General features: G+C 48.7%; 20 protein-coding genes. 4 read left to right on the top strand and 16 right to left on the bottom strand.

The window, feature by feature from the left end; genetic code table 11:
• Positions 1 to 106: 106 nt before the first annotated feature.
• The 7 genes from PMPD1_RS22100 to PMPD1_RS22070 form a co-directional block, all read right to left on the bottom strand.
• Complete coding sequence (locus PMPD1_RS22100; RefSeq protein WP_173636059.1) at positions 107 to 1,159, bottom strand: fimbrial protein; 1,053 nt, start codon at positions 1,157 to 1,159, stop codon at positions 107 to 109.
• 49 nt (positions 1,160 to 1,208) lie between these two features.
• Positions 1,209 to 3,776, bottom strand: a complete 2,568-nt coding sequence (locus PMPD1_RS22095; RefSeq protein WP_173636058.1) for a fimbria/pilus outer membrane usher protein — start codon at positions 3,774 to 3,776, stop codon at positions 1,209 to 1,211.
• Between the two features lie 32 nt (positions 3,777 to 3,808).
• Complete coding sequence (locus PMPD1_RS22090; protein WP_173636057.1) at positions 3,809 to 4,537, bottom strand: fimbrial biogenesis chaperone; 729 nt, start codon at positions 4,535 to 4,537, stop codon at positions 3,809 to 3,811.
• Positions 4,538 to 4,635: 98 nt separating this feature from the next.
• Entirely contained in the window at positions 4,636 to 5,289 is a 654-nt protein-coding gene (locus PMPD1_RS22085) for a fimbrial protein (RefSeq protein WP_354292719.1), read from the bottom strand.
• A 70-nt stretch (positions 5,290 to 5,359) separates the two neighbouring features.
• Positions 5,360 to 5,602: a hypothetical protein gene (locus PMPD1_RS22080; protein WP_173636056.1), complete on the bottom strand. Its 243-nt coding sequence runs from the start codon at positions 5,600 to 5,602 to the stop codon at positions 5,360 to 5,362.
• A gap of 25 nt (positions 5,603 to 5,627) precedes the next feature.
• Positions 5,628 to 5,834, bottom strand: coding sequence for a hypothetical protein (locus tag PMPD1_RS22075; protein WP_173636055.1), 207 nt, complete (start codon positions 5,832 to 5,834; stop codon positions 5,628 to 5,630).
• A gap of 32 nt (positions 5,835 to 5,866) precedes the next feature.
• Positions 5,867 to 6,187 (bottom strand): DUF5862 family protein, encoded by a 321-nt coding sequence (locus PMPD1_RS22070; RefSeq protein WP_173636054.1) that lies wholly within the window; start codon positions 6,185 to 6,187, stop codon positions 5,867 to 5,869.
• A gap of 403 nt (positions 6,188 to 6,590) precedes the next feature.
• On the opposite strand from PMPD1_RS22070, the gene PMPD1_RS22065 reads away from it, so the two are divergent.
• The gene (locus PMPD1_RS22065; protein WP_173636053.1) at positions 6,591 to 7,328 is read left to right on the top strand and encodes a 4'-phosphopantetheinyl transferase family protein; all 738 of its coding nucleotides are present in this window, start codon (positions 6,591 to 6,593) and stop codon (positions 7,326 to 7,328) included.
• Positions 7,329 to 7,410: 82 nt separating this feature from the next.
• On the opposite strand, the gene PMPD1_RS22060 is transcribed toward PMPD1_RS22065, so the two are convergent.
• Positions 7,411 to 7,620: a hypothetical protein gene (locus tag PMPD1_RS22060; RefSeq protein ID WP_173636052.1), complete on the bottom strand. Its 210-nt coding sequence runs from the start codon at positions 7,618 to 7,620 to the stop codon at positions 7,411 to 7,413.
• A 237-nt stretch (positions 7,621 to 7,857) separates the two neighbouring features.
• Positions 7,858 to 9,171, bottom strand: coding sequence for an NCS2 family permease (locus PMPD1_RS22055; RefSeq protein WP_173636051.1), 1,314 nt, complete (start codon positions 9,169 to 9,171; stop codon positions 7,858 to 7,860).
• A 194-nt stretch (positions 9,172 to 9,365) separates the two neighbouring features.
• Between PMPD1_RS22055 and yieH the strand changes: the two genes are divergently transcribed.
• Positions 9,366 to 10,031, top strand: coding sequence for a 6-phosphogluconate phosphatase (gene yieH / locus PMPD1_RS22050; protein WP_173636050.1), 666 nt, complete (start codon positions 9,366 to 9,368; stop codon positions 10,029 to 10,031).
• A gap of 40 nt (positions 10,032 to 10,071) precedes the next feature.
• On the opposite strand, the gene PMPD1_RS22045 is transcribed toward yieH, so the two are convergent.
• The 7 genes from PMPD1_RS22045 to shiA form a co-directional block, all read right to left on the bottom strand.
• On the bottom strand, positions 10,072 to 11,304 hold the full coding sequence (locus PMPD1_RS22045; protein ID WP_173636049.1) for an MFS transporter: 1,233 nt from the start codon (positions 11,302 to 11,304) through the stop codon (positions 10,072 to 10,074).
• A 107-nt stretch (positions 11,305 to 11,411) separates the two neighbouring features.
• Entirely contained in the window at positions 11,412 to 12,146 is a 735-nt protein-coding gene (gene phoU, locus PMPD1_RS22040) for a phosphate signaling complex protein PhoU (protein ID WP_173636048.1), read from the bottom strand.
• An 18-nt stretch (positions 12,147 to 12,164) separates the two neighbouring features.
• Positions 12,165 to 12,938, bottom strand: a complete 774-nt coding sequence (gene pstB, locus PMPD1_RS22035; protein WP_173636047.1) for a phosphate ABC transporter ATP-binding protein PstB — start codon at positions 12,936 to 12,938, stop codon at positions 12,165 to 12,167.
• Between the two features lie 44 nt (positions 12,939 to 12,982).
• Positions 12,983 to 13,870, bottom strand: a complete 888-nt coding sequence (pstA, locus tag PMPD1_RS22030; RefSeq protein ID WP_173636046.1) for a phosphate ABC transporter permease PstA — start codon at positions 13,868 to 13,870, stop codon at positions 12,983 to 12,985.
• The gene (pstC, locus tag PMPD1_RS22025; RefSeq protein WP_173636045.1) at positions 13,867 to 14,829 is read right to left on the bottom strand and encodes a phosphate ABC transporter permease PstC; all 963 of its coding nucleotides are present in this window, start codon (positions 14,827 to 14,829) and stop codon (positions 13,867 to 13,869) included. Before pstC ends, pstA begins: the two co-directional genes overlap by 4 nt.
• Positions 14,830 to 14,936: 107 nt before the next feature.
• Positions 14,937 to 15,980 carry a phosphate ABC transporter substrate-binding protein PstS gene (gene pstS, locus PMPD1_RS22020; protein ID WP_173636044.1) on the bottom strand — a complete coding sequence of 348 codons (1,044 nt, stop codon included), beginning with the start codon at positions 15,978 to 15,980 and terminating at the stop codon, positions 14,937 to 14,939.
• 156 nt (positions 15,981 to 16,136) lie between these two features.
• Positions 16,137 to 17,453, bottom strand: a complete 1,317-nt coding sequence (gene shiA, locus PMPD1_RS22015; RefSeq protein WP_173636043.1) for a shikimate transporter — start codon at positions 17,451 to 17,453, stop codon at positions 16,137 to 16,139.
• Between the two features lie 188 nt (positions 17,454 to 17,641).
• On the opposite strand from shiA, the gene mgrA reads away from it, so the two are divergent.
• Entirely contained in the window at positions 17,642 to 18,682 is a 1,041-nt protein-coding gene (mgrA, locus tag PMPD1_RS22010; protein ID WP_173636042.1) for an L-glyceraldehyde 3-phosphate reductase, read from the top strand.
• 386 nt (positions 18,683 to 19,068) lie between these two features.
• Positions 19,069 to 20,250 carry an alpha/beta hydrolase gene (locus PMPD1_RS22005; RefSeq protein ID WP_173636041.1) on the top strand — a complete coding sequence of 394 codons (1,182 nt, stop codon included), beginning with the start codon at positions 19,069 to 19,071 and terminating at the stop codon, positions 20,248 to 20,250.
• Positions 20,251 to 20,265: the final 15 nt, after the last annotated feature.

Here is a 20,265-nt window from a genome sequence, read left to right as displayed (position 1 = left end):
TAGAGAAAATCCTTAGAGGCCGCCCTATTTACTATCAAAAAAGAGGGAAGTCAAAAATAAAACACGGCTGACGGTTTAAATAATACCACCTTGCAGGTATCCATTATTATTGATAATCAATAGTAAAAGTTACGATGCCGGTTAATTTTCCTGGAGAAGATTGTTCCGCTGTTTTGTAATAAACAGCCCTAACAGGAACATCTAATGTATTCAGCCCACTCGTGAAATTGCCTACCTTAAACCATTCTCCCTTGCCGGATGTAACATACTGATCTGACGCATCCTTATGCAAGAGCTGGAAGCCGATACCTTTCGCTACGCCACCATCATTTGCTGAAGTGAAGAGATAGACGCCTTGCGACTCTAATCCCGGTATCATCGCACCATTAAATGCCATATTAATGGATAACGTACTCCATAACTCACCATTACAATTCAGTCTTATAGAGAAATCATCAGCATATCCATCTATACGACCAGTGATTCCATTTATGTTAGCCAGATTTAAAACCGGAAGCGTACGGTGAATATCGGTATTGAGGGTGTTACAGGTAAAGCTCGAGAAACCTAATTTGTTAATATTGATTGCCCGATACAGCAATTCGCCCCTTCCCTGATCGCCTACCGAAAATAAAAATATATAGTTAGCAGCGGGGTTAAGCTGGACATTCTCACCCGTTTTTACTAACTCGATACGAACCGGAACCTTTATTTTAGTATAGTACGACGTTGCTAAACCTTGTAAGAATATCGCACTGGTGGTGTAACCTGAATCATAGGTCTTACGCTGATCGCTCCGCTCTCCATTAATGGTAATAAAAAAAGATAAGCCACTTTTACTTCCTAATGTACCCTGTATTGGCTCGCGATTAACATAAATTTTCTCTTCACCAGAACCAATCGACCCCGGTGCCTTTGCACACCATAACTCTAAGTCCATAGTCGTATCATAGATGGTCGTCCCAACTGGCACCGTATCTGGAATTTGGTTAGGAAGAAGATCAAAGTCAAATGCATTAATACTGTTAGAGGTATTAGAGTCCGAACCACATTTAATAACCGATGCCGCGTAGGCAGCAGGGCCAGCCAGATAGAAAATCATTAAAAATATTAGGATAACTGGTCGGCTACGCATTATCTTTCCCGTTACGAATTTCATGATCACTCCTTGCACGTTCAGACCACGCCATTGCGCTCTGAACTGGCTACTATTTTAATAATGCCAGCGACTTTTCTTTTTCACTTGAGTCTGGATAATGGCAGACGGTATTAATCCGTTGGAATTGAGACTGCCTCTGCGCGCTTTTTTCCGCTGCATCTACGTTAAATGAACAAATATAACGTTCATTTTCTCCCCAGCGAACCTGTAAGCGATTCATGTCATCATTCAAGCGGGCATAAATTTGTCCGCCCTGAGCCACCACCCCGACTTCACTACCGTCATCCGATGTAACACTGGCGCCAAAAGGTAATGCTTCACCATCCGGCAAGTTAGCGCGAATCAGCACAACGCGCCCGTGTTGGGTAGGATAGTTCACCTGAACGATCGCGCCTGCACGTGGAACCACTTGCTTCGATGACATCATCAGTTCGACATCCAACGGCATTCCTTCCGGATTAATGGCGACATTGTTAACACGATAAGGCGTCAGATAAGGCACTATTGCATATCCTGCCCCGTTTAACGTCACGCCAGGATACCCTTCTACCGAAGCGCCAACCGCACCAGGGGCTTTTACAATTGCCTGCGTATCACCGATGTAAGAGCTGGCAATCAATGCATCTGGCAAAACAACCACACTGCCATTCAGCCCTGCGGTATAAGCGTGATAATTTTTACCGGTCGCATAGCTTCCTTTTACCAGTACATCTCTGAAGCGATAAGAGCCAGACAGGTTTCCTGAATGATTACTCTCATCATCTCGGGAGACGCCAAGGTTATAATTAATCTGATCTTTTTCACCAGCATTACCACTCACGCCAAGTTGGCTTGAAACGCCATTGTTACTGCGCGTGGTGTAGCTATTAACATAAGGAGTATGCGGACCGCTGCCGAATGGGAAAGATAAAGAAAGCGTATATTGGGTTTCGCTATAACCACTGTTATTCATACGGTTAACCGCAAGCCCGTAGCTGACCGAGCGAAACTGATTGCTGTATCCCAGTTGATACTGGACATCACGATCTTTATCATTCCAGTAATTTTGTGCAAATCCACTGAGGTAAAATTGGCCGTACGTAGCACCAAGATATTGGCTGAGCGTGACTGAAAAACGGTTTTGCGGCCGATCTAGCAGGTAGCTATAACCTGTGATGGGTTTATGCTTATGCACATCGGCTAATTGTGTCGCATTGGCTAAGTCAAGATAGCCAGAGGAAGAGAAACGATAAGCCGCGATTGAGATACTACTGTCTGTGCTGGGAATAAACTTACTGTAGCTGCCCCTCACGCTGACACCACTCTGGCTACTCTCACTGTCGCTAAAACGCGCGCCAGTGACATCCAGCGCAAAGGCGCCTATCGGCGTACTTATCGCACCGCCTAATAAACCTGAATAATAGTCTCCCGTGCCCATCAATCCGGTATAGCCGGTTAACCAGTTATTAATACCGTGCTGCAAGGTGGCCTGAAATATTTTTGGCGTAGAGTGAGTATTTTGGTGGCGTAACGTTCCCATCACGATGCCATAGCGATAAGTGCCGGGGCGGATTAATTCCGAAACCGACGAATAAGGCACCACGAAACTGGATTCTCGCCCATCAGACTCAGTCACTTTAACCTGCAGATCGCCGCCGTAGCCGGACGGATACAGATCGCTAATCGCGAACTCGCCCGGCGGGACGGTAGTTTCATAAATCAGCGTATTATTTTGATGGATACTAACGCGGGCATTAGTCTGTGCGACGCCACGAACCACCGGCGCATAGCCCCGTTGTGAATCCGGTAGCATTTGCTCTGCCGTGGCGAGCTGGACGCCGCGGAATGAAAATGAATCAAACAGCACGCCAGAAGTGGTTGCGTCACCAAATAAAATTCTGGAACGAATAGGCGTAATATCTCGCTGCACGTTATTGCTAAAAACCGTGTAACTCTTTGACTGGTCTTTATTCCATTTCAATGCCCCGGAGTGGCGGAACATCCAGCCATTCGCATTCAAGCCGCCACGCAAGCTCCCATAGAAAGATTCGGCAGTATATTTACCCACCGTCTGATTAAAGTAGGTGGTGTCATAGCTAGCGAAAAGCGCATTGGTGCCATTGTCCCACAAGGAAGGATCAACATAGCCACGCGCGGAGGTTTCCAGCCAGACTTGAGGAATACTTAAATTAAGACGCATATCGGAAACCTGCAATTCCGCTTTGGTCGATGGCAGTTCCTCAAGATCAAAACACGCCTTAGGATCGCGTAATACACTGAGCTGTTCAGGCGTCAGTAAATCGGTTTTAAAACCCATCTTAGTGGCAAGCGGAAGCGTAAAGCAGATTATAGAACGCGTATTCACTTCCCGTACGATCACTTTATCACGCCCAATAAGGCGCCCATTCAGATAGATATCGGGGAAGTATTCTCCAGGGAAGGCGCGATATTCACCGTTAAACTTGCTGATATCAATACCGTTTCCCATTCCCGGGTCGAGAAAGAGGGGGTTAAACTTTACGCCATCGGCAAAAGCCGAATGTGAAGACAAGCCAAAAACAGCAACAAATACGCATTTTGCAACGCAGGAAATATTATAATACCTACTTTCAATGTGATCCCTGGTAATATATGACATATCCCTAATCCTTTTACGTAGCAAAGATCTGATTAAATTTCCTTTTCTACCTTCACTGTCGCGCCATAATCATTGATATATTGATAAACAACGTGATCGGCTTTTTCTGCCGAACGGGTAGAGAAGGTAAATGTTTTATGACTAAAGGGCGAAACCATTTCTCCACTCAGATGCGAAATCTCTTTCTCGTTTTTAACAATATTTATAGAAGAAAGTGAAACATGAAAGGCGCTATTATTATTTGCCTCTAAAACAAACCGCCCTTTCTCTGAGGAAACCACTTTCCAGAGCAGTTTTTCTGCAGCATCGGTAGGAGAAAGATTTTTCAAAGATTCCGGCCTAAAGAACAGCTTAATACGCGTGCGGATGGCCATTTGTAACGCATTACCATCGACGTTCTCAGCCTGAGGAGGAATATCCATAACGTTAAGCCAAAAGATCGACTCTCTATCCACAGGCAAATCTGTCCCATCACTGCCAACGTAATTAACACGAAGCGTTTGCCCTTGATTAGGCTCAATGCGACTAATGGGAGGAAGTAGTACGAAGGGAACATCAATTTTTTTTATTTCTTTATCTTTTTTCCCCTCGTCGATCCAAGACTGAACCAAAGATGGATAGCTATTTCTATTTTCCAGTCGTACGGTGACTTCTTTTTTTCCTTCGGGATAAATAACGCGGGTTTTATTAATCACAACACCTGAAACAGCGGAAAAGCTGCAGACCAGCAATCCCAAAATAACGAGTTTAATATTTCTCATCTTTATCCCTGATATACTTTACTACTCCAATAAAACCTTTAGCCTGGTGAAAACAAGCAAGGAGTTTATCGCTCCTTGCTTTTCACTAATACAACGACTTATTGATAATCAATAGAATAAGTTACTGAAGTATTTAACTCACCAGAAGTTGATACGCCGGTAGCATAATAACGCGCCTGATAAACCAAATTAGCCGCACCATTGTTCAGAGCAGTAGGCGTTGCAGTACGCTGAGCAGTATTACCTACATATACAGGAGCTGAGCTACTGTCCAGCAGTTCAACCTGTACATTTTTCGCACCAGTAGCGTTGACATTATTCAGGCGGCCACTTGCTGCGTCAACGGTTGCACCATGCTCGAAATAAGCAATAACGTCACCGCTCTTCGGTTCACAATTGCTGAGTTCCATAGTAAATGCAGTGTCACCGGCGGTTACGCCTGCAGCAGCCAGTGTTTTAGCCGGCAGGGTTGGCAGAGTAACGGTTGCGTCTACGCCGCCGCCGTTAACGCTAACGTCACAGGTTGATGCAGTCAGTTCGCCGTTAATAGTAATAGTACCAACGCTTGCAGAAGCTGCAGTAGAAATAACACTCAGTGCTACCAGAGAAGCCAGTAAACTCTTTTTCATCATAAACTCCGTTTTATAAAATACCACTAAAGAAAGCTGTTGATCATTAAAACAGCCATTTTTCCTACGCTTAATTGAAAATAAAACATAGAAAGGCTGATGCCATAATAAAATAGGCAACATTCATCTATATAGTTATTTTCACATTAAGTATTATTAAAAATATCGAAAAAAGAGTTATTCACCCTTTCCACTATTTTGTAGCTACTTTTCCAAACAGGCCAGCAACTACAACACCCGCTACGGCAATAGCGCTAACAAATAACTTCCCAAAGAATTCACCGCGACCATAGGCCGGAGACTCGATAGTATTCATATCTACCCACTCCGTTCTTTCTGGACTAGATGGGCGGAAGAAATCCAGAATATCAGAAGTTGAAATGCTAAAGCCTGCACCTGCAACTTGCTTCATATCTTTTTCTGAAATAACTTTCATGTTTAAAGTATCCTTTTAATAAAAGCTATTTGTCAAACCAGGAAACAATAATGTTACCGAGAGAGAACCCAATATTGGCAAAAAAACTACCGATTGCGCGACCAATGTTCGCGCCATTTAACGGGTTTTGTTCACTAATGAGAAAATCCCAAATATCGGAGGCGACTTGTTGAATATCAAAACCACCACCTGATACATGTAAAATCTCATCCTCTTTAAGTACTCTCATCACTTAATTTCCTTATCGTTTTAGAGGGCTAATCTTTATTTCGGAAGTGGTGAATTCTGATCAAACCATTGTTTGGTAGCATTATTAAAGGTCTCGATCGTATTATCCCAACCGTTGACCAAGCCATATACGCCACCTTGTACCAGGCCTAATACGCCGCCCAGAATAAGGCCAACCAGAGCGGAAACCACGCCGACACCTAAGATACCGCCAGTCGAACCGCCCGCGATACCCGCTTTCATCATACCGGTGGTTGCACCTTCTAATGCTCCAATTATCATCGCACCCACACTTTCAAAAAAGGTATCTGCACCACCAGATACGGCATTCACTTCCATTAAATTTAATTCGCGCACAATCATCTCCTTAGTGCTGAAAAATAATGAATCGAATTCTGTCGCTGTTATTTCAACAACCTCAAATCCGTACCAACGTCAAACAGATTAATCGAGAGACAGAAAAGGTAAAATAGTAAAAAATTTATTCTAGCTTTAATGGATTGTTTCCTAAACGCTATTATCATTATAATCTGGTAAAATTACCTCACTCCATTTCTTGGTTCTCTGCTGTTTTTAGCCTCTATAGCTTTAAAACAGAACGACAACCTCCGCGCTTCCCCTTACCCCACATCGGGTAATACGCTTCATCAGTAAACCAATTCTGATTTTTCTCGCTTTATGTAGAAAGCTAGATGCAATTACCTCAGAAAATTCCTACAATAGACAGGATGATTAACCGACCATTTTCATGGAGTGACAGATGGCAAGTCATTTTGTACGCTGGACGTTCATTCATAACTCAACGAACATCCAGCGTATACCGGAAAAATTAGTTGAAAACACTAAAAATTTTAGTGAACGGCGTCGTGAACGTTATCTTGCCGCGCGTATGTTATTGGCAGAATTAATGCTGCGGCTATATGGCATACCGCAATTACCCGCAGTCATCACGACCAGCAGCGGGCGTTCCTGCTTTGCCGATCCTGAATTACCTGATTTTAGTATCGCCTATGCCGGAAATATGGTCGGTGTGCTATTGGCTGAAGAAAACGGGCGTGCCGGTCTGGGTATGGAAATCGTCCGCGCCCACAGTCGTCAAACAATTGAGCATCACTTACAGCACCTATCGTCCGCAGAAAAAGCGTGGGTAAACGCACAGCACGATCCCATTGAGGCCATTACACAACTATGGGTAATACGCCAGAGTGTGACAAAACTTACCGGTGAGGCTGAATCTGGCAATGAGTTACTCCAACTACATCCGGCTGCGGGGCGGCTGCGTTCACAAATGTATCGAGATATAGAGGCCTTTTCGGATGTAGAGCCTTTGATGGTCTGGTCTTGCGCCTTATCCCCGGCTGTTGAAAAATTACACTTATGGGAATATCAGCAGCATGAAGAATGGCGACAACTGCGTGAAATTCAGTTGAAAACCCCGGCCAGAGGTCCCTTTGCCATCCGGCTTACTAGCCTACCTTATGAAAAAAAGCACTCCTGATAATTTTCACCTTCACCATTAAACATAAAGAGCCCGGCACGGTGCCGGACTCTGTATTGAAGGGCTAAAACATTCCCGGTAATTACTTAGTAAAGATTTTACCCAGAATATCATTAACAAAGCCTACGCCGGGTATGGATTCAATAAAAGAACCGATGCTAGCGCCAATTTCTTTACCGAGACCGTCCTGGCCAATAATTTTACCGAGAAAACCACCCACATTTTCAGCAAAATCTGCAATAAAACCAGCACCAGAAACTTCCGCAATTTCTACAACTTTTAGTTCTCTCATCACAATTCCTTATGTTATTAATGGCAACAAATCATTAACCAATCCGGCCGTTATTTCTCATATACAAGGTAACAGAAAGATAAATTTCGTTACCCTAACGTCCAGTATTACAATCAATTATCTAGTGCCTTACTTCAATCGTAGAAGTGCGATAAAAGCGAAAAATTAATGCGAATATCGAGATAAACGTATACCGCTAAGGCCACACCTGACTGTCACGATAAACGACTTATCGGGTTAATGACCGTCAATAAACACAATCTTCAAAACAAACAATAACGCGACCACCACCACGCAGGGACTAATCTCACGCCAGCGCCCGGTACCCGCTTTCATGACACAATACGCAATGAAGCCCAGCGCGATACCTTCAGTAATTGAAAAGCTAAACGGCATCATTGCCGTGGTGACAAAAGCAGGCACCGCTTCAGTCAGATCGTCCCATTTCACGCGTGCCAGGCTGGATGTCATCAATACGCCAACGTAAATCAGCGCGCCAGCAGCGGCGTAGGCCGGCACCATTGCCGCCAGAGGGGAGAGAAAAATAACCAGCAAAAAGAGCAGGCCAGTAACTACCGCCATTAGCCCGGTGCGCCCACCCACCGACACGCCGGAAGAGCTTTCGATATAGGCGGTCACCGAAGAGGTACCACTTAGCGCCCCCGCAACCGAACTGATGCTATCCACATAGAGTGCCTGTTTCATTCGCGGAAATTTACCGTGCTCATCAGCCAGACCGGCTTTATCCGTCACGCCAATCAGCGTACCGGAGGAGTCGAAAAGATTAACCAACATGAAAGAGAAAATAACACCAGCCATGCCAATATTGAGCGCGCCACGCAAATCTACCTGCCCTAAGACCGGACTTATCGAGGGCGGTGCCGAGAAGACGCCAGTGAACTTCACATCGCCAATCGCCAGACCAATCACCGTGGTAACCACGATGGAGACCAAAACCGCCGCGTGAATATTGCGCGAGGCCAACACCGCGATAATGAAAAAACCCAATGCGCCGAGCAACACGCTATGAGAAGTCAAATCTCCCACTGACACCAGTGTCGCCGCGCTCGGTACAATAATACCGGCGTTTTTTAAGCCCATCATGGCGATAAACAGCCCAATGCCCGAAGTGATGCCAATACGCAAACTGAGCGGAATATTGGCAATCATCCAGTAACGCACGCGAAAAACGGTCAACAACAATAGTCCCAATGCGCCCCAGAAAATGGCCCCCATACCGATCTGCCAGGAGTATCCCATCGCGCCTACCACTACGAAGGCAAAAAAAGCGTTAAGGCCCATTGCTGGCGCCAGCGCAACCGGCAAGTTGGCAACCAGCCCCATCAGAATACTGCCGAAAGCGGCGATCAAGCAGGTGGTAACAAATACCGCCTGGGTATCCATTCCCGCCGCGCCGAGGATTTGCGGGTTAACGAAAACGATATAAACCATGGTTAAAAAAGTAGTAAAACCGGCAATCGCCTCGGTACGCACGTTGGTACCGTGCTCCTGTAATTTAAAAAGGCGTTGTAATAACCCGTGTTGACTCATGAGTGAATTCCGAACAGATAAAAAGTATCGCCGCGTATCCTGGCGATTCCCGAGGTTAACTACAATGATTTTTCGCAAACGATTGCGGTTTTTCTCTCGCCATTCCCTATTTGCACCAGCAGATTAATCATCGCAATCATCAGGCAGTCAGTTACAGTAGGTATGGAAATTTCAAACCTTAAGGATTCGATGCGATGCAGGTTCAGTGTGTGTTTTTTGATTGTGACGGTACGCTGGTCGATAGCGAATTACTGTGTACTCAAGCCTATGTAAACACCTTCGCTCAATACGGCGTCACACTGTCGTTGCAGGAGATGTTCGAAAAGTATAAGGGCGTCAAACTCTACGACATTATCGCCGATGTTTGCCAGCACCATCAAACTACAGTGCCGGTCGAAGCGTTGGAGAGCGCCTACCGCGCGGAAGTGGCACGATTATTTGACCAACAACTCAAACCGATTCAGGGAGCCAAAGCGCTACTGGAGCGCGTTAATGTGCCGATGTGCGTAGTCTCCAACGGGACGGTGAACAAGATGCAACATTCGCTCGGCTTAACCAATATGTTGCGCTTTTTTGGAAACCAATTATATAGCGGCTACGACATTGGACACTGGAAGCCAGAGCCAGAATTGATGTATCACGCCGCACAACAGATGGGCGTCGCGATTGAACACTGCATTTTGGTCGATGATTCAGAAGCGGGCGTTAACGCCGGTATTGCGGCAGGTATACCGGTATTTTACTTCTGCGCAGATGCACATAATAAACCGATCGATCACCCATTAGTGACCACCTTTGACGATATGACGCAGTTACCCATACTTTGGCAAGCGCGCGGGTGGAATATTACTGACTCATAATTAGAAAACGGGCGTCAATCCGCCCGTCGCCTTTATGCAATCAACCAATTGCGCCCAGCGCATCCTCGTTGCCTTGCCGCTTTGGCAATAGAAACAGCGTCGCCACAATATCCAGCAAGTAAATAAGCGCCAACAAGGTAATCGCGGCGCCAAAAGAGAGTTGCGACGCCAACAGGCCAATCACCAATGGGCCAAAACCGCCGACGCCACGCCCAAGGTTAAACAACACATTCTGCGCGGTGGCGCGTGCCTGCACCGGATAGATATCAGAAATTAACGCGCCGTAACCGCCAATCATCCCATTGACAAACATTCCCATCACCGCGCCGGTAAACAGCATAACGGTGGGATCTCTCAGTTGAGCATACACGATCACCATCACCACGGCGCCAAACTGATAGAGCAGGAAAATTTTCCAGCGCGCAAAACGATCCGCCAGCACGCCAAACAGCCAAATCCCAAATGTCATTCCCACCACGGTTACGGCTGTCCACATGCCGGATTTGGTCAGTGAAAAACCAAAGTTTGACGAGAGGTAAGCGGGCATCCAAATCATCAAACCGTAATAGCCAAAGTTTTGCACCGAACAAAGTATAAAAATACCCAAACTGGCTTTCGCCGTTTCAGCATCGCTAAACAGCCGTTTAAAACGTGTGGTGAAGGAGAGCGTCGGGCCATTTTTAACTTGCCGGGTAAACGCTTCCGGTTCGTTCATGCCACGACGGATGAAGAAAGAGAGTAACGCCGGTAACAACCCGACCAGGAACATGCCGCGCCAGCCAATAATCGGTAACAGAAATGGCGTGATAAAAGCGGCAAGTAACACCCCAAGCTGCCAACCAATACCAACCCAAGCCGAAGCGCGGTTACGTTTATTTGCCGGCCAAACTTCGGCAATTAACGCCATACCAATGCCAAACTCGCCGCCGAGCCCGACGCCAGCCAGCGTACGATAGATCAATAAATCCCAATAACCCTGCGCAATGGCGCACAGGCCGGTAAACACGGAGAACATCAAAATAGTAAAAGTCAGAACGCGTACCCGGCCCAGCTTATCGCTCAACTGCCCGAAAACCACGCCGCCAATCACCGCGCCAATCAGGGTCCAGGTTACCAGCGCGCCGCCCTGAGAAGGCGTCAACGCCAGTGAAAGGCTAATTGCCGGCAACATAAACCCGAGGATTAATAAATCGAAACCATCCATCGCGTAACCGCTAATCGCTGCCAGCATTGCTTTGCGCGGCGTCACCTGTCTCTGTTTATTTGAGGCCATTTTTTTATCCCTTTATCGTTAGCCGGTAAAATATAAAGGGATTGGAGCTGAAGAGCTATCATAACCACAGTTTCTTATGAGGGCGAAACCACTGGATTAGCCCTCACTCAGGCCGGATTGCTACCGCCTTTATCACCCGCTAACAACTTATCGAGTTGATCGCCGCCGACATGGCGGAAATCCTGCCCTTTGACGAAATAAAAGATAATTTCGCAAATGTTCTGGCAGCGGTCACCGATACGTTCAATTGCCCGGGCGCAAAATAACGCAGTCAACACGCTGGGAATGGTGCGCGGATCTTCCATCATATAGGTCATCAGTTGACGAACAATCCCTTCGTACTCCTGATCAACCTTTTTATCTTCGCGGTAAATCTGAATCGCCGCATTAAGATCCATCCGTGCAAAAGCATCCAGCACATCATGTAGCATCTGCACCGTGTGGTGCCCCAACGACTCAAGGCTGACCAATAATGGCTGATGCTGCTGGCTGAACTTCTCCAGCGCCGTGCGGCTAATTTTTTCTGCCACATCGCCAATGCGCTCCAGCTCGGAAATGGTCTTAATAATCGCCATCACCAGGCGCAAATCACTGGCGGTCGGCTGACGCTTAGCGATAATACGCACGCACGCTTCATCAATATCCACTTCCATCATGTTGACCTTTTGGTCACCATCGATCACTCGCTTCGCCAGTTCGCCGTCCTGATTATGCATGGCGGTGATGGCATCCATCAGTTGCTGTTCTACCAGCCCGCCCATGATCATGACTTGGGTACGAATGTGTTCCAGCTCAGCATTAAACTGGCCGGAGATATGCTTGTTGAGATTAAGGTTATCCATAATTTCTCCTGACCTGTTTTAGCCGTAGCGGCCGGTAATATAGTCTTCCGTCTGCTTCTGAGCCGGTTTGGTAAATAACGTGTCGGTATCGCTGAACTCAATCAACTCACCGAGGTACATAAACGCGGTGTGATCCGAACAGCGCGCCGCCTGCTGCATATTATGCGTAACAATAACCACCGTATAATCCTGCTTCAGTTCGGTGATCAGTTCTTCAATACGGCCGGTTGAAATCGGGTCCAGCGCCGAACAGGGTTCATCCAGCAACAACACTTCCGGGCGGATGGCAACACCGCGGGCGATACACAAACGTTGCTGCTGGCCGCCGGAGAGACTGTAGCCGCTCTGATGTAGCTTGTCTTTGGTTTCGTTCCACAGTGCCGCTTTGGTTAACGCCCACTGTACCCGCTCGTCCATATCGACCCGCGACAGTTTTTCAAATAAACGTACGCCAAAGGCGATATTGTCATATATCGACATCGGAAACGGCGTCGGTTTCTGGAACACCATGCCCACCCGGGCGCGTAGCAGGGCGATATCCTGATTGGCGGTAAGAATATTGTCGCCATCCAACAAAATTTCACCTTCGGCACGTTGTTCCGGGTACAGCGAAAACATTTTATTGAAGGTGCGCAACAGGGTGGATTTACCGCAGCCTGACGGGCCAATAAAGGCGGTGACCTGATTACGGGCAATCTCTAGATTAACATTTTTCAGGGCATGGAATTTCCCGTACCAGAAGTTCAGTTCACGAACCTGAATTTTACCGGGGTCTTGTTTCACCATACTCATAGACTTTCTCTCATGTTCGACGCCGCGCCTGCCGCGCCGGGAAATTAATGTTTGCTTTTGGCAAAAACCACACGTGCCACAATATTCAGCAGCAGCACGCATAGCGTAATCAACAGCACGCCAGCCCACGCCAGGCTTTGCCATTCGGCAAATGGACTCATGGCGAATTTAAAGATGGTGACCGGAAGGTTAGCCAGCGGCTGCATCATATCGGTACTCCAGAACTGGTTTGATAGCGAGGTGAACAGCAACGGCGCCGTTTCGCCGGCAATACGCGCCACCGCCAGCAGAACGCCGGTAATAATGCCGGAGATCGAAGCCTTCAGCGTAATCGCCGAAATTATTTTCCATTTCGGCGTACCCAGCGCATAGGCCGCTTCACGCAGGCTATCTGGTACCAGTTTGAGCATATTTTCCGTGGTACGGATAACAATGGGGATTTGCAGCAACGCCAACGCTAATACGCCTGCCAGCCCGGAGAAGTGCTGCATGCGCGCCACCACAAGGGTGTAAACAAATAACCCAACCACAATCGACGGGGCCGACAGTAAAATGTCGTTAATAAAGCGAATCACTTCTGCCAGCCAGTATTTACGCCCGTATTCTGCCAGATAGATACCGGCCAAAATGCCCAACGGCGTGCCGATCACCGTTGCCCAGAAGATTAATAATCCGCTACCGGCTAAAGCGTTTGCCAGCCCGCCGCCGGCGGTATTGGGCGGCGGCGTCATTTCGGTAAATAGCGACAGCGAAAAACCATCAATCCCTTTCGTGACGGTGGTAAACAGAATCCATACCAGCCAGAACAAACCAAATAGCATGGTCAGCAAGGAAAGCGTCAGCGCGACCTTATTTTTAGCACTACGCCATGCCTGCATTTTTCGACGGGAAGCTTCCAGCTCGGCGCGCGCCTGTAGTTCAAATGTGGTCATGAACGTGCCCCTTCGCTTTTCGCTAAACGTAAAATCATTAATTTAGAGATAGCCAGCACGATAAAAGTAATCACAAACAGAATCAGACCCAGCTCCATCAGCGCCGCAACATGTACGCCTGACTCGGCTTCGGCGAACTCATTCGCCAGCGCTGAAGTAATACTGTTACCGGGCATATACAGCGAGACGCTGTCGAGCTGGTAGGTGTTGCCGATAATAAACGTGACCGCCATGGTTTCACCTAGCGCACGTCCTAAACCCAACATCACGCCGCCAATCACGCCGTTTTTGGTGAACGGCAGCACGATACGCCAGATAACTTCCCAGGTAGTGCAGCCGATACCGTAAGCCGACTCTTTCATCATCACCGGGGTTTGTTCAAACACATCACGCATTACTGAGGAGATGTAAGGGATGATCATAATCGCCAGAATTACGCCAGCGGCAAGGATACCAATGCCAAAAGCCGGGCCGGAGAACAGGGCGCCAATAAAAGGAATAGTCGATAGCACATCGCCTACCGGCGTCTGGAAATACTCGGCGAACAGCGGCGCAAAAATAAATAAGCCCCACATGCCGTAAACGATGCTCGGGATGGCGGCCAATAACTCAATCGCGACGCCCAGCGGGCGACGCAGCCAGTTTGGCGCCAGCTCGGTCAGAAACAAGGCAATACCGAAGCTCACCGGTACCGCAATAATCAGCGCAATCACTGAGGTCACTACGGTACCGTAAATCGGCACCAACGCACCAAATTGCTGATTAGGCGCATCCCACTCTTTGGTCCACAGGAAAGAAAAACCAAATTTTTGGATGCTGGGCCACGAGGAGATAATCAGCGAGACGATGATACCGCCAAGCAACAAAAGCACGATCAGCGCCGCCAGTTTAACCAGCGCGCCAAACAGAATATCGCCTTGCTTACCGGGGGCTTTAAATGTCGGCTTCGATACAGCCATAAATATCTCGATAGTCAGTGCGGCTTAAATACGGGGCCGCGCCAAGCAGCCCCGAGGAGTCACGCGGAGCAGCAATAGTGGCTGCTACCGCGTCAATACACCGCGATTTACGGGTACAGCGGTTTACCGGAACCGTCTTTCACATTTGCGGTCCATGCGCTACGTACCTGCTCGGTAACCGCGGCTGGCAAAGTGGCGTAATCTAAGTCGGTAGCGGTTTTAGCGCCGCCTTTGTACGCCCAATCAAAGAACTTCAGCACTTCCGCGCCCTTCTGTGCGTTGGTCTGATTTTTGTAGACCAGGATGAAGGTGGTAGAAGTGATTGGCCAGGCATCGGCACCTTTTTGATAAGTCAGATCCTGGGCGAAAGATTTACTCCAGTCAGCGCCTTTCGCGGCATTACTAAAGGTTTCTTCCGTTGGGCTAACCGATTCACCGTCCGCATCCACCAGCTTGGTGTAAGCCAGTTTGTTCTGTTTGGCGTAGGCATATTCCACGTAACCAATAGAACCCGGTAAACGTTGAACGAAAGCGGCTACGCCATCATTACCTTTGCCGCCTAAGCCTGTTGGCCAGTTAACGGTGTTGCCTTTACCAATTTTGCTACTCCAGTCGCTATTCACTTTAGACAGATAGCTGGTGAAGACGAATGAGGTACCGGAACCGTCTGCACGACGCACGACAGCAATATTGATGGCAGGCAATTTGACGCCCGGGTTAAGTTTGGCGATTGCCGGGTCATTCCATTTTTTAATTTTGCCCAGATAAATATCGCCAACCGTTTGACCATCCAGGGTTAACTGACCGGATTGAATACCCGGCAGGTTAACGGCCAGAACCACGCCGCCAATAACCGTTGGGAACTGGAACAGACCATTTTTCTGCAAATCATCATCAGACAACGGGGCATCCGAGGCGCCAAAATCTACGGTTTTAGCAATAATTTGCTTCACGCCGCCGGAAGAGCCAATGCCTTGGTAGTTAACCTTGCTACCGGTCGCTTGCTGATATTCTGCTGCCCACTTGGCATAAACCGGGGCCGGGAATGTACCGCCAGCGCCCGTCAGATCGGTAGCTGCAAACGCAGAAACCGCGCTAATAGAAAGGGTTGCTGCGACGATTCGGGCAACGGTGCTACGCATCAGTGTCATATTCCCTCCAGGGGAGTAAAAGTCAGGCTGTATGCCGTTTTAGTAAGAATCTGGATTGCTGCAGGAGGGAAAATAGGACAGTTTGATGACAGCTAAATGTACAAACTATGACAGTTTTGTGACAACGAAATGAGAACGGTTCGGTAACCGTAACGGTTACCGAGGCGCCGAGTCCGCAGAATGTAAGGGATTAACCCACAATGCAGAAAAAGCAGAGATAAGACAACCGGCGGTGAGATAGATAGCCACACTGTGCCAACTACCGCCGGAAAAACTCACCAGCGCGGCGGCAATAAAGGGAGTGAACCCGCCGCCAACCACACTTGCCACCTGATACCCAACGCCCGCGCCGCTATAGCGATAACGGGTACCAAACAGCTCGGTAAACATTGGCTGCTGCACGCAAACCACCATATCGTGGGCAACATTGGCTAGCATCAGCGAAAAGAAAACAATTGCCAGCGTAGCGTGTGATTCCATCGCCAGAAAAAACGGAAAAGCGCTGATCGCGCCAAGCAGTGCGCCGGTAATATAGACGCGGCGGCGTCCAAAGCGATCGGCCAGCAACGCGAAACAGGGAATAGTCAGGCAACTAACCGCCCCCACCAATAACCCAATATTCAGAAACAACTCACGCGATAATCCCAGCGTTGAGGTGGAATAATTGAGGGCGAAGGTGGTTACGATATACATGGTCAACAGCTCGCATAACCTAAGCGCGATAATCAGTAAGAACGCGCCAGGATGGCGACGTAACGCCTCAATAACCGGTAACGTCTCTTTTTTCTCCGTGGATTCTTGCTGCGCCAAAAAGGCTGGCGATTCCGCCATTCCGGCCCGAATACGCCAGGCTATCGCCACCAGCACCAAGCTAAATAAGAAGGGCAACCGCCAGCCCCAACTTAAAAAATCCGCCTCCGTGGAAAAGTGGCTAATCAGCGACACCAACCCGGTAGCCAGTAATAGCCCAACGCCGTAGCCCACCTGAACGCCACTGCTATAAAACGCCTTTTTACCGGCAGGCGCATTTTCTACCGCCAGCAATGCCGCACCGCCCCATTCGCCACCGACCGCAAACCCCTGAATAGCACGCAAGATCACCAATAATACCGGCGCGCCCCAGCCAAGCGTCGCGTAGCCGGGCAGCAAACCGATCGCGGCGGTGGCTAAACCCATCATCCACACGGTAAGCATCAACATTTTTTTGCGCCCGAGCCGATCGCCAAAATGCCCAAAAACAATGCCACCTAAAGGGCGAAATAAAAAGCCGACGCCAAAGGTCGCAAACGCCACTAACGTGCCCATTGCCGGACTGATTTGTGGAAAGAAGGCGTGATTAAACACCAGCGCAGCAGTAATGCCATACAATAAAAAGTCATACCAATCGACCACCGCGCCGGCAAAACTTCCCCAAGCCGCGCGGCGCGCCATTTCTTGTTCAGACCCGGAAGGGGTAACAATCGAGGTATCCATAACTATCCTGTTTTTTCAGTCTCATTTTTTTATCAGGCCACACCGAATGACGCAGCTGGCGACAGCGCCGCCAAAATGGAACAGCTATCATCCCCGGAATGATGGCAGGCAAAAGACCATGTTCTTTAATCGCCACATTCGTTATGGTAACCGTTAGTCAACCACACTTCAGGGAGATCCATCAAAGTATGAATTACTTAGCTAATCCATCCCGTTATGAAGGTTCGATGTCCTGGCGTCGCGTCGGGCAAAGCGGCATGGTATTACCCGCCATATCGCTTGGTCTGTGGCAAAATTTCGGCGGCGTTGACAATTTTGAGACCGGTCGCCTGATTTTGCGGCGTGCTTTTGATCGCGGCGTGACCCATTTTGACCTCGCCAATAACTACGGCCCGCCGCCGGGCTCAGCGGAGGAGAACTTTGGTCGCTGGCTGGCGCAAGACTTCGCCCCCTATCGCGATGAACTGGTGATCTCCACGAAAGCTGGCTGGCCAATGTGGCCCGGCCCCTACGGTGGCCCAACCGGCACGCGTAAGCATCTGATCGCCAGTTGTGAGCAGAGTTTGCGCCGCATGAAACTGGATTATGTCGATATTTTTTATTCGCACCGCGTCGATCCGAATACGCCGCTGGAGGAGACTATCGGTGCGCTCGTCCAGCTCCATCGGCAGGGGAAAGCCCTCTATGTGGGAATCTCTTCCTACTCTCCGGCCCTTACCCGCCAGGCGGCAGAGATTTTACGCCATGAAGGCGTGCCGTTATTTATCCATCAACCCAATTACTCCATGCTAAACCGCACCATCGAGCACGGCTTGCTGGATACGCTGGAGGAAATTGGCGCCGGTTGCATTGCCTTTTCGCCGCTGGCACAAGGCATGCTGACAGAGAAATACCTGAAAGGGATTCCACAGGATGCGCGCGCATCGCGTGGCGGTTCGCTGGACGAAGGCATGCTCAGCGAGGAAAACCTACAGCGTATTCGTGCGCTGAACGATATTGCACAACGCCGGGGACAAACGCTGGCGCAAATGGCCATTGCCTGGGCATTGCGCGATCCGCGTGTTTCCTCCGCCCTCATTGGCGCACGCACGGTAGCGCAATTGGATAACTCACTGGATGCATTGAACAACCTCAGTTTTAGCGATGCTGAGTTAAAAGAAATCGATCGTTACGCACAAGAAGGCAATGTTGATCGGTGGCGCGTCTCATCATCAATTGGCGCCGAATAAGTCTTTATCCCGGTGGCCCGGTGTCGGGCCACCTCACCGCTCGCCAGACAATCACCCTCTCCCTACTGGTCGTTGATCTTCCTCTCTTGAGGTCTCTCCATTCTTGTTATTTCCCTCATAAAGACAGCATGTCTTTTATACAAAAGGCATCACCAGCTCACATTATCGACAATTAGCCTACCCATCGGATTGACGCTCGATAAGCACTATCTTATATGTAGAAATGATGTCCTTAATAAAGAAATAACTCTAAAGGACCATCTACCGATTATGACCGGCAGTGTCGTAATCCGGGCGCTTGCCTGGGATTATTTCCCCTGTTCGACTGTGGTTGGGGTGACTTTCCATTCGGCAAGGAAATCTACTCACCAACAAGGTAAGTAATAATGAAAGGTCGAAATACGTTAGGTTTTCTCTGTACTACCGCTTTTTTCTGTGGATTGCCGTTGGCAAACGCGCTGGCCCAGACGCCGGGCAGCGAACGCGTTACCCTACAAAAAGGGCCGATAACCATACAAAGCCAGGGAAATTTTTACGTTGAGGGCAGTTATACGCCAACCGATAATGGGCAGCGAATGGCGGGACAAATGTACGTTCAGTATCAGATCCCGGCAAAACAAACCCACCGATGGCCAATTGTCTTAATTCACGGTGGCGGCCAAACCGGAGCCGGTTATTACGAAACGCCCGATGGACGCGAAGGATGGGCGACCTGGTTTCTCAGCCAGGGCTACGCGGTCTACGTCGTCGACCAGGTTGGGCGAGGCCGTTCCGGTTACTACCCGGACAGTTATGGCCCGACGCGTAAACCCAGTACCGAGTACTCAATGAGCTGGTTTTCTCGTCAACAAGATAAAAATCTCTACCCGCAGGCGAAGCAACATACTCAATGGCCAGGGATGGGTAAGCCGGGTGATAAAACTTTCGACCAATTTTTTGCCGCCCAGGTCGAAGACATGACGAATCTCCAACAGAATGAAACGCTTAATCGCTCAGCGGTCGACAAGTTAATTGATAAGATTGGGCCGATAATCATGTTGACCCATTCGCAATCCGGCCCGATCGGCTGGGGAATTGCGAATGATCGACCAAAAGGTGTGAAAGCGTTAGTTGCCGTCGAATCCAGCGGCCCGCCGTTTTACAACCTTAAAGATGTCGGCGCGCCGGACTGGTTTAAATATGGCAAGAAGGTGGTGCGTCCGTACGGTATTACGCAAACCCCTTTAACCTACAGCCCGGCCCTCACCGATCCTGAGGCGCTGAAACCGACGTTACAATCGAAAGCCGATAGTGCGGACGTTACCCGTTGCTGGCTACAAGCTACACCGGCGCATCAGCTGGTTAATCTGGCGCAGGTGCCGATTTTAATGGTCGGCAGCGCATCGTCATATCATGTTCCATTTGATCACTGCACCTCGAAATATCTCACACAGGCAGGGGTTAAAAATGATTTTATCCGCCTGCCTGATGCCGGGATAAAAGGGAATGGGCACTTTATTATGCTGGAAGAGAATAATTTGCAGGCCGCTCAATTTATCCAAAGCTGGTTGGATAAAAATATTCACTAAACCGCAAAGTGAAAC

The sequence above is a fragment of the Paramixta manurensis genome, assembly GCF_013285385.1.
Classification (GTDB): Bacteria; Pseudomonadota; Gammaproteobacteria; order Enterobacterales; family Enterobacteriaceae; genus Paramixta; species Paramixta manurensis.
This window is presented reverse-complemented; position numbering and strand designations above follow the sequence as displayed.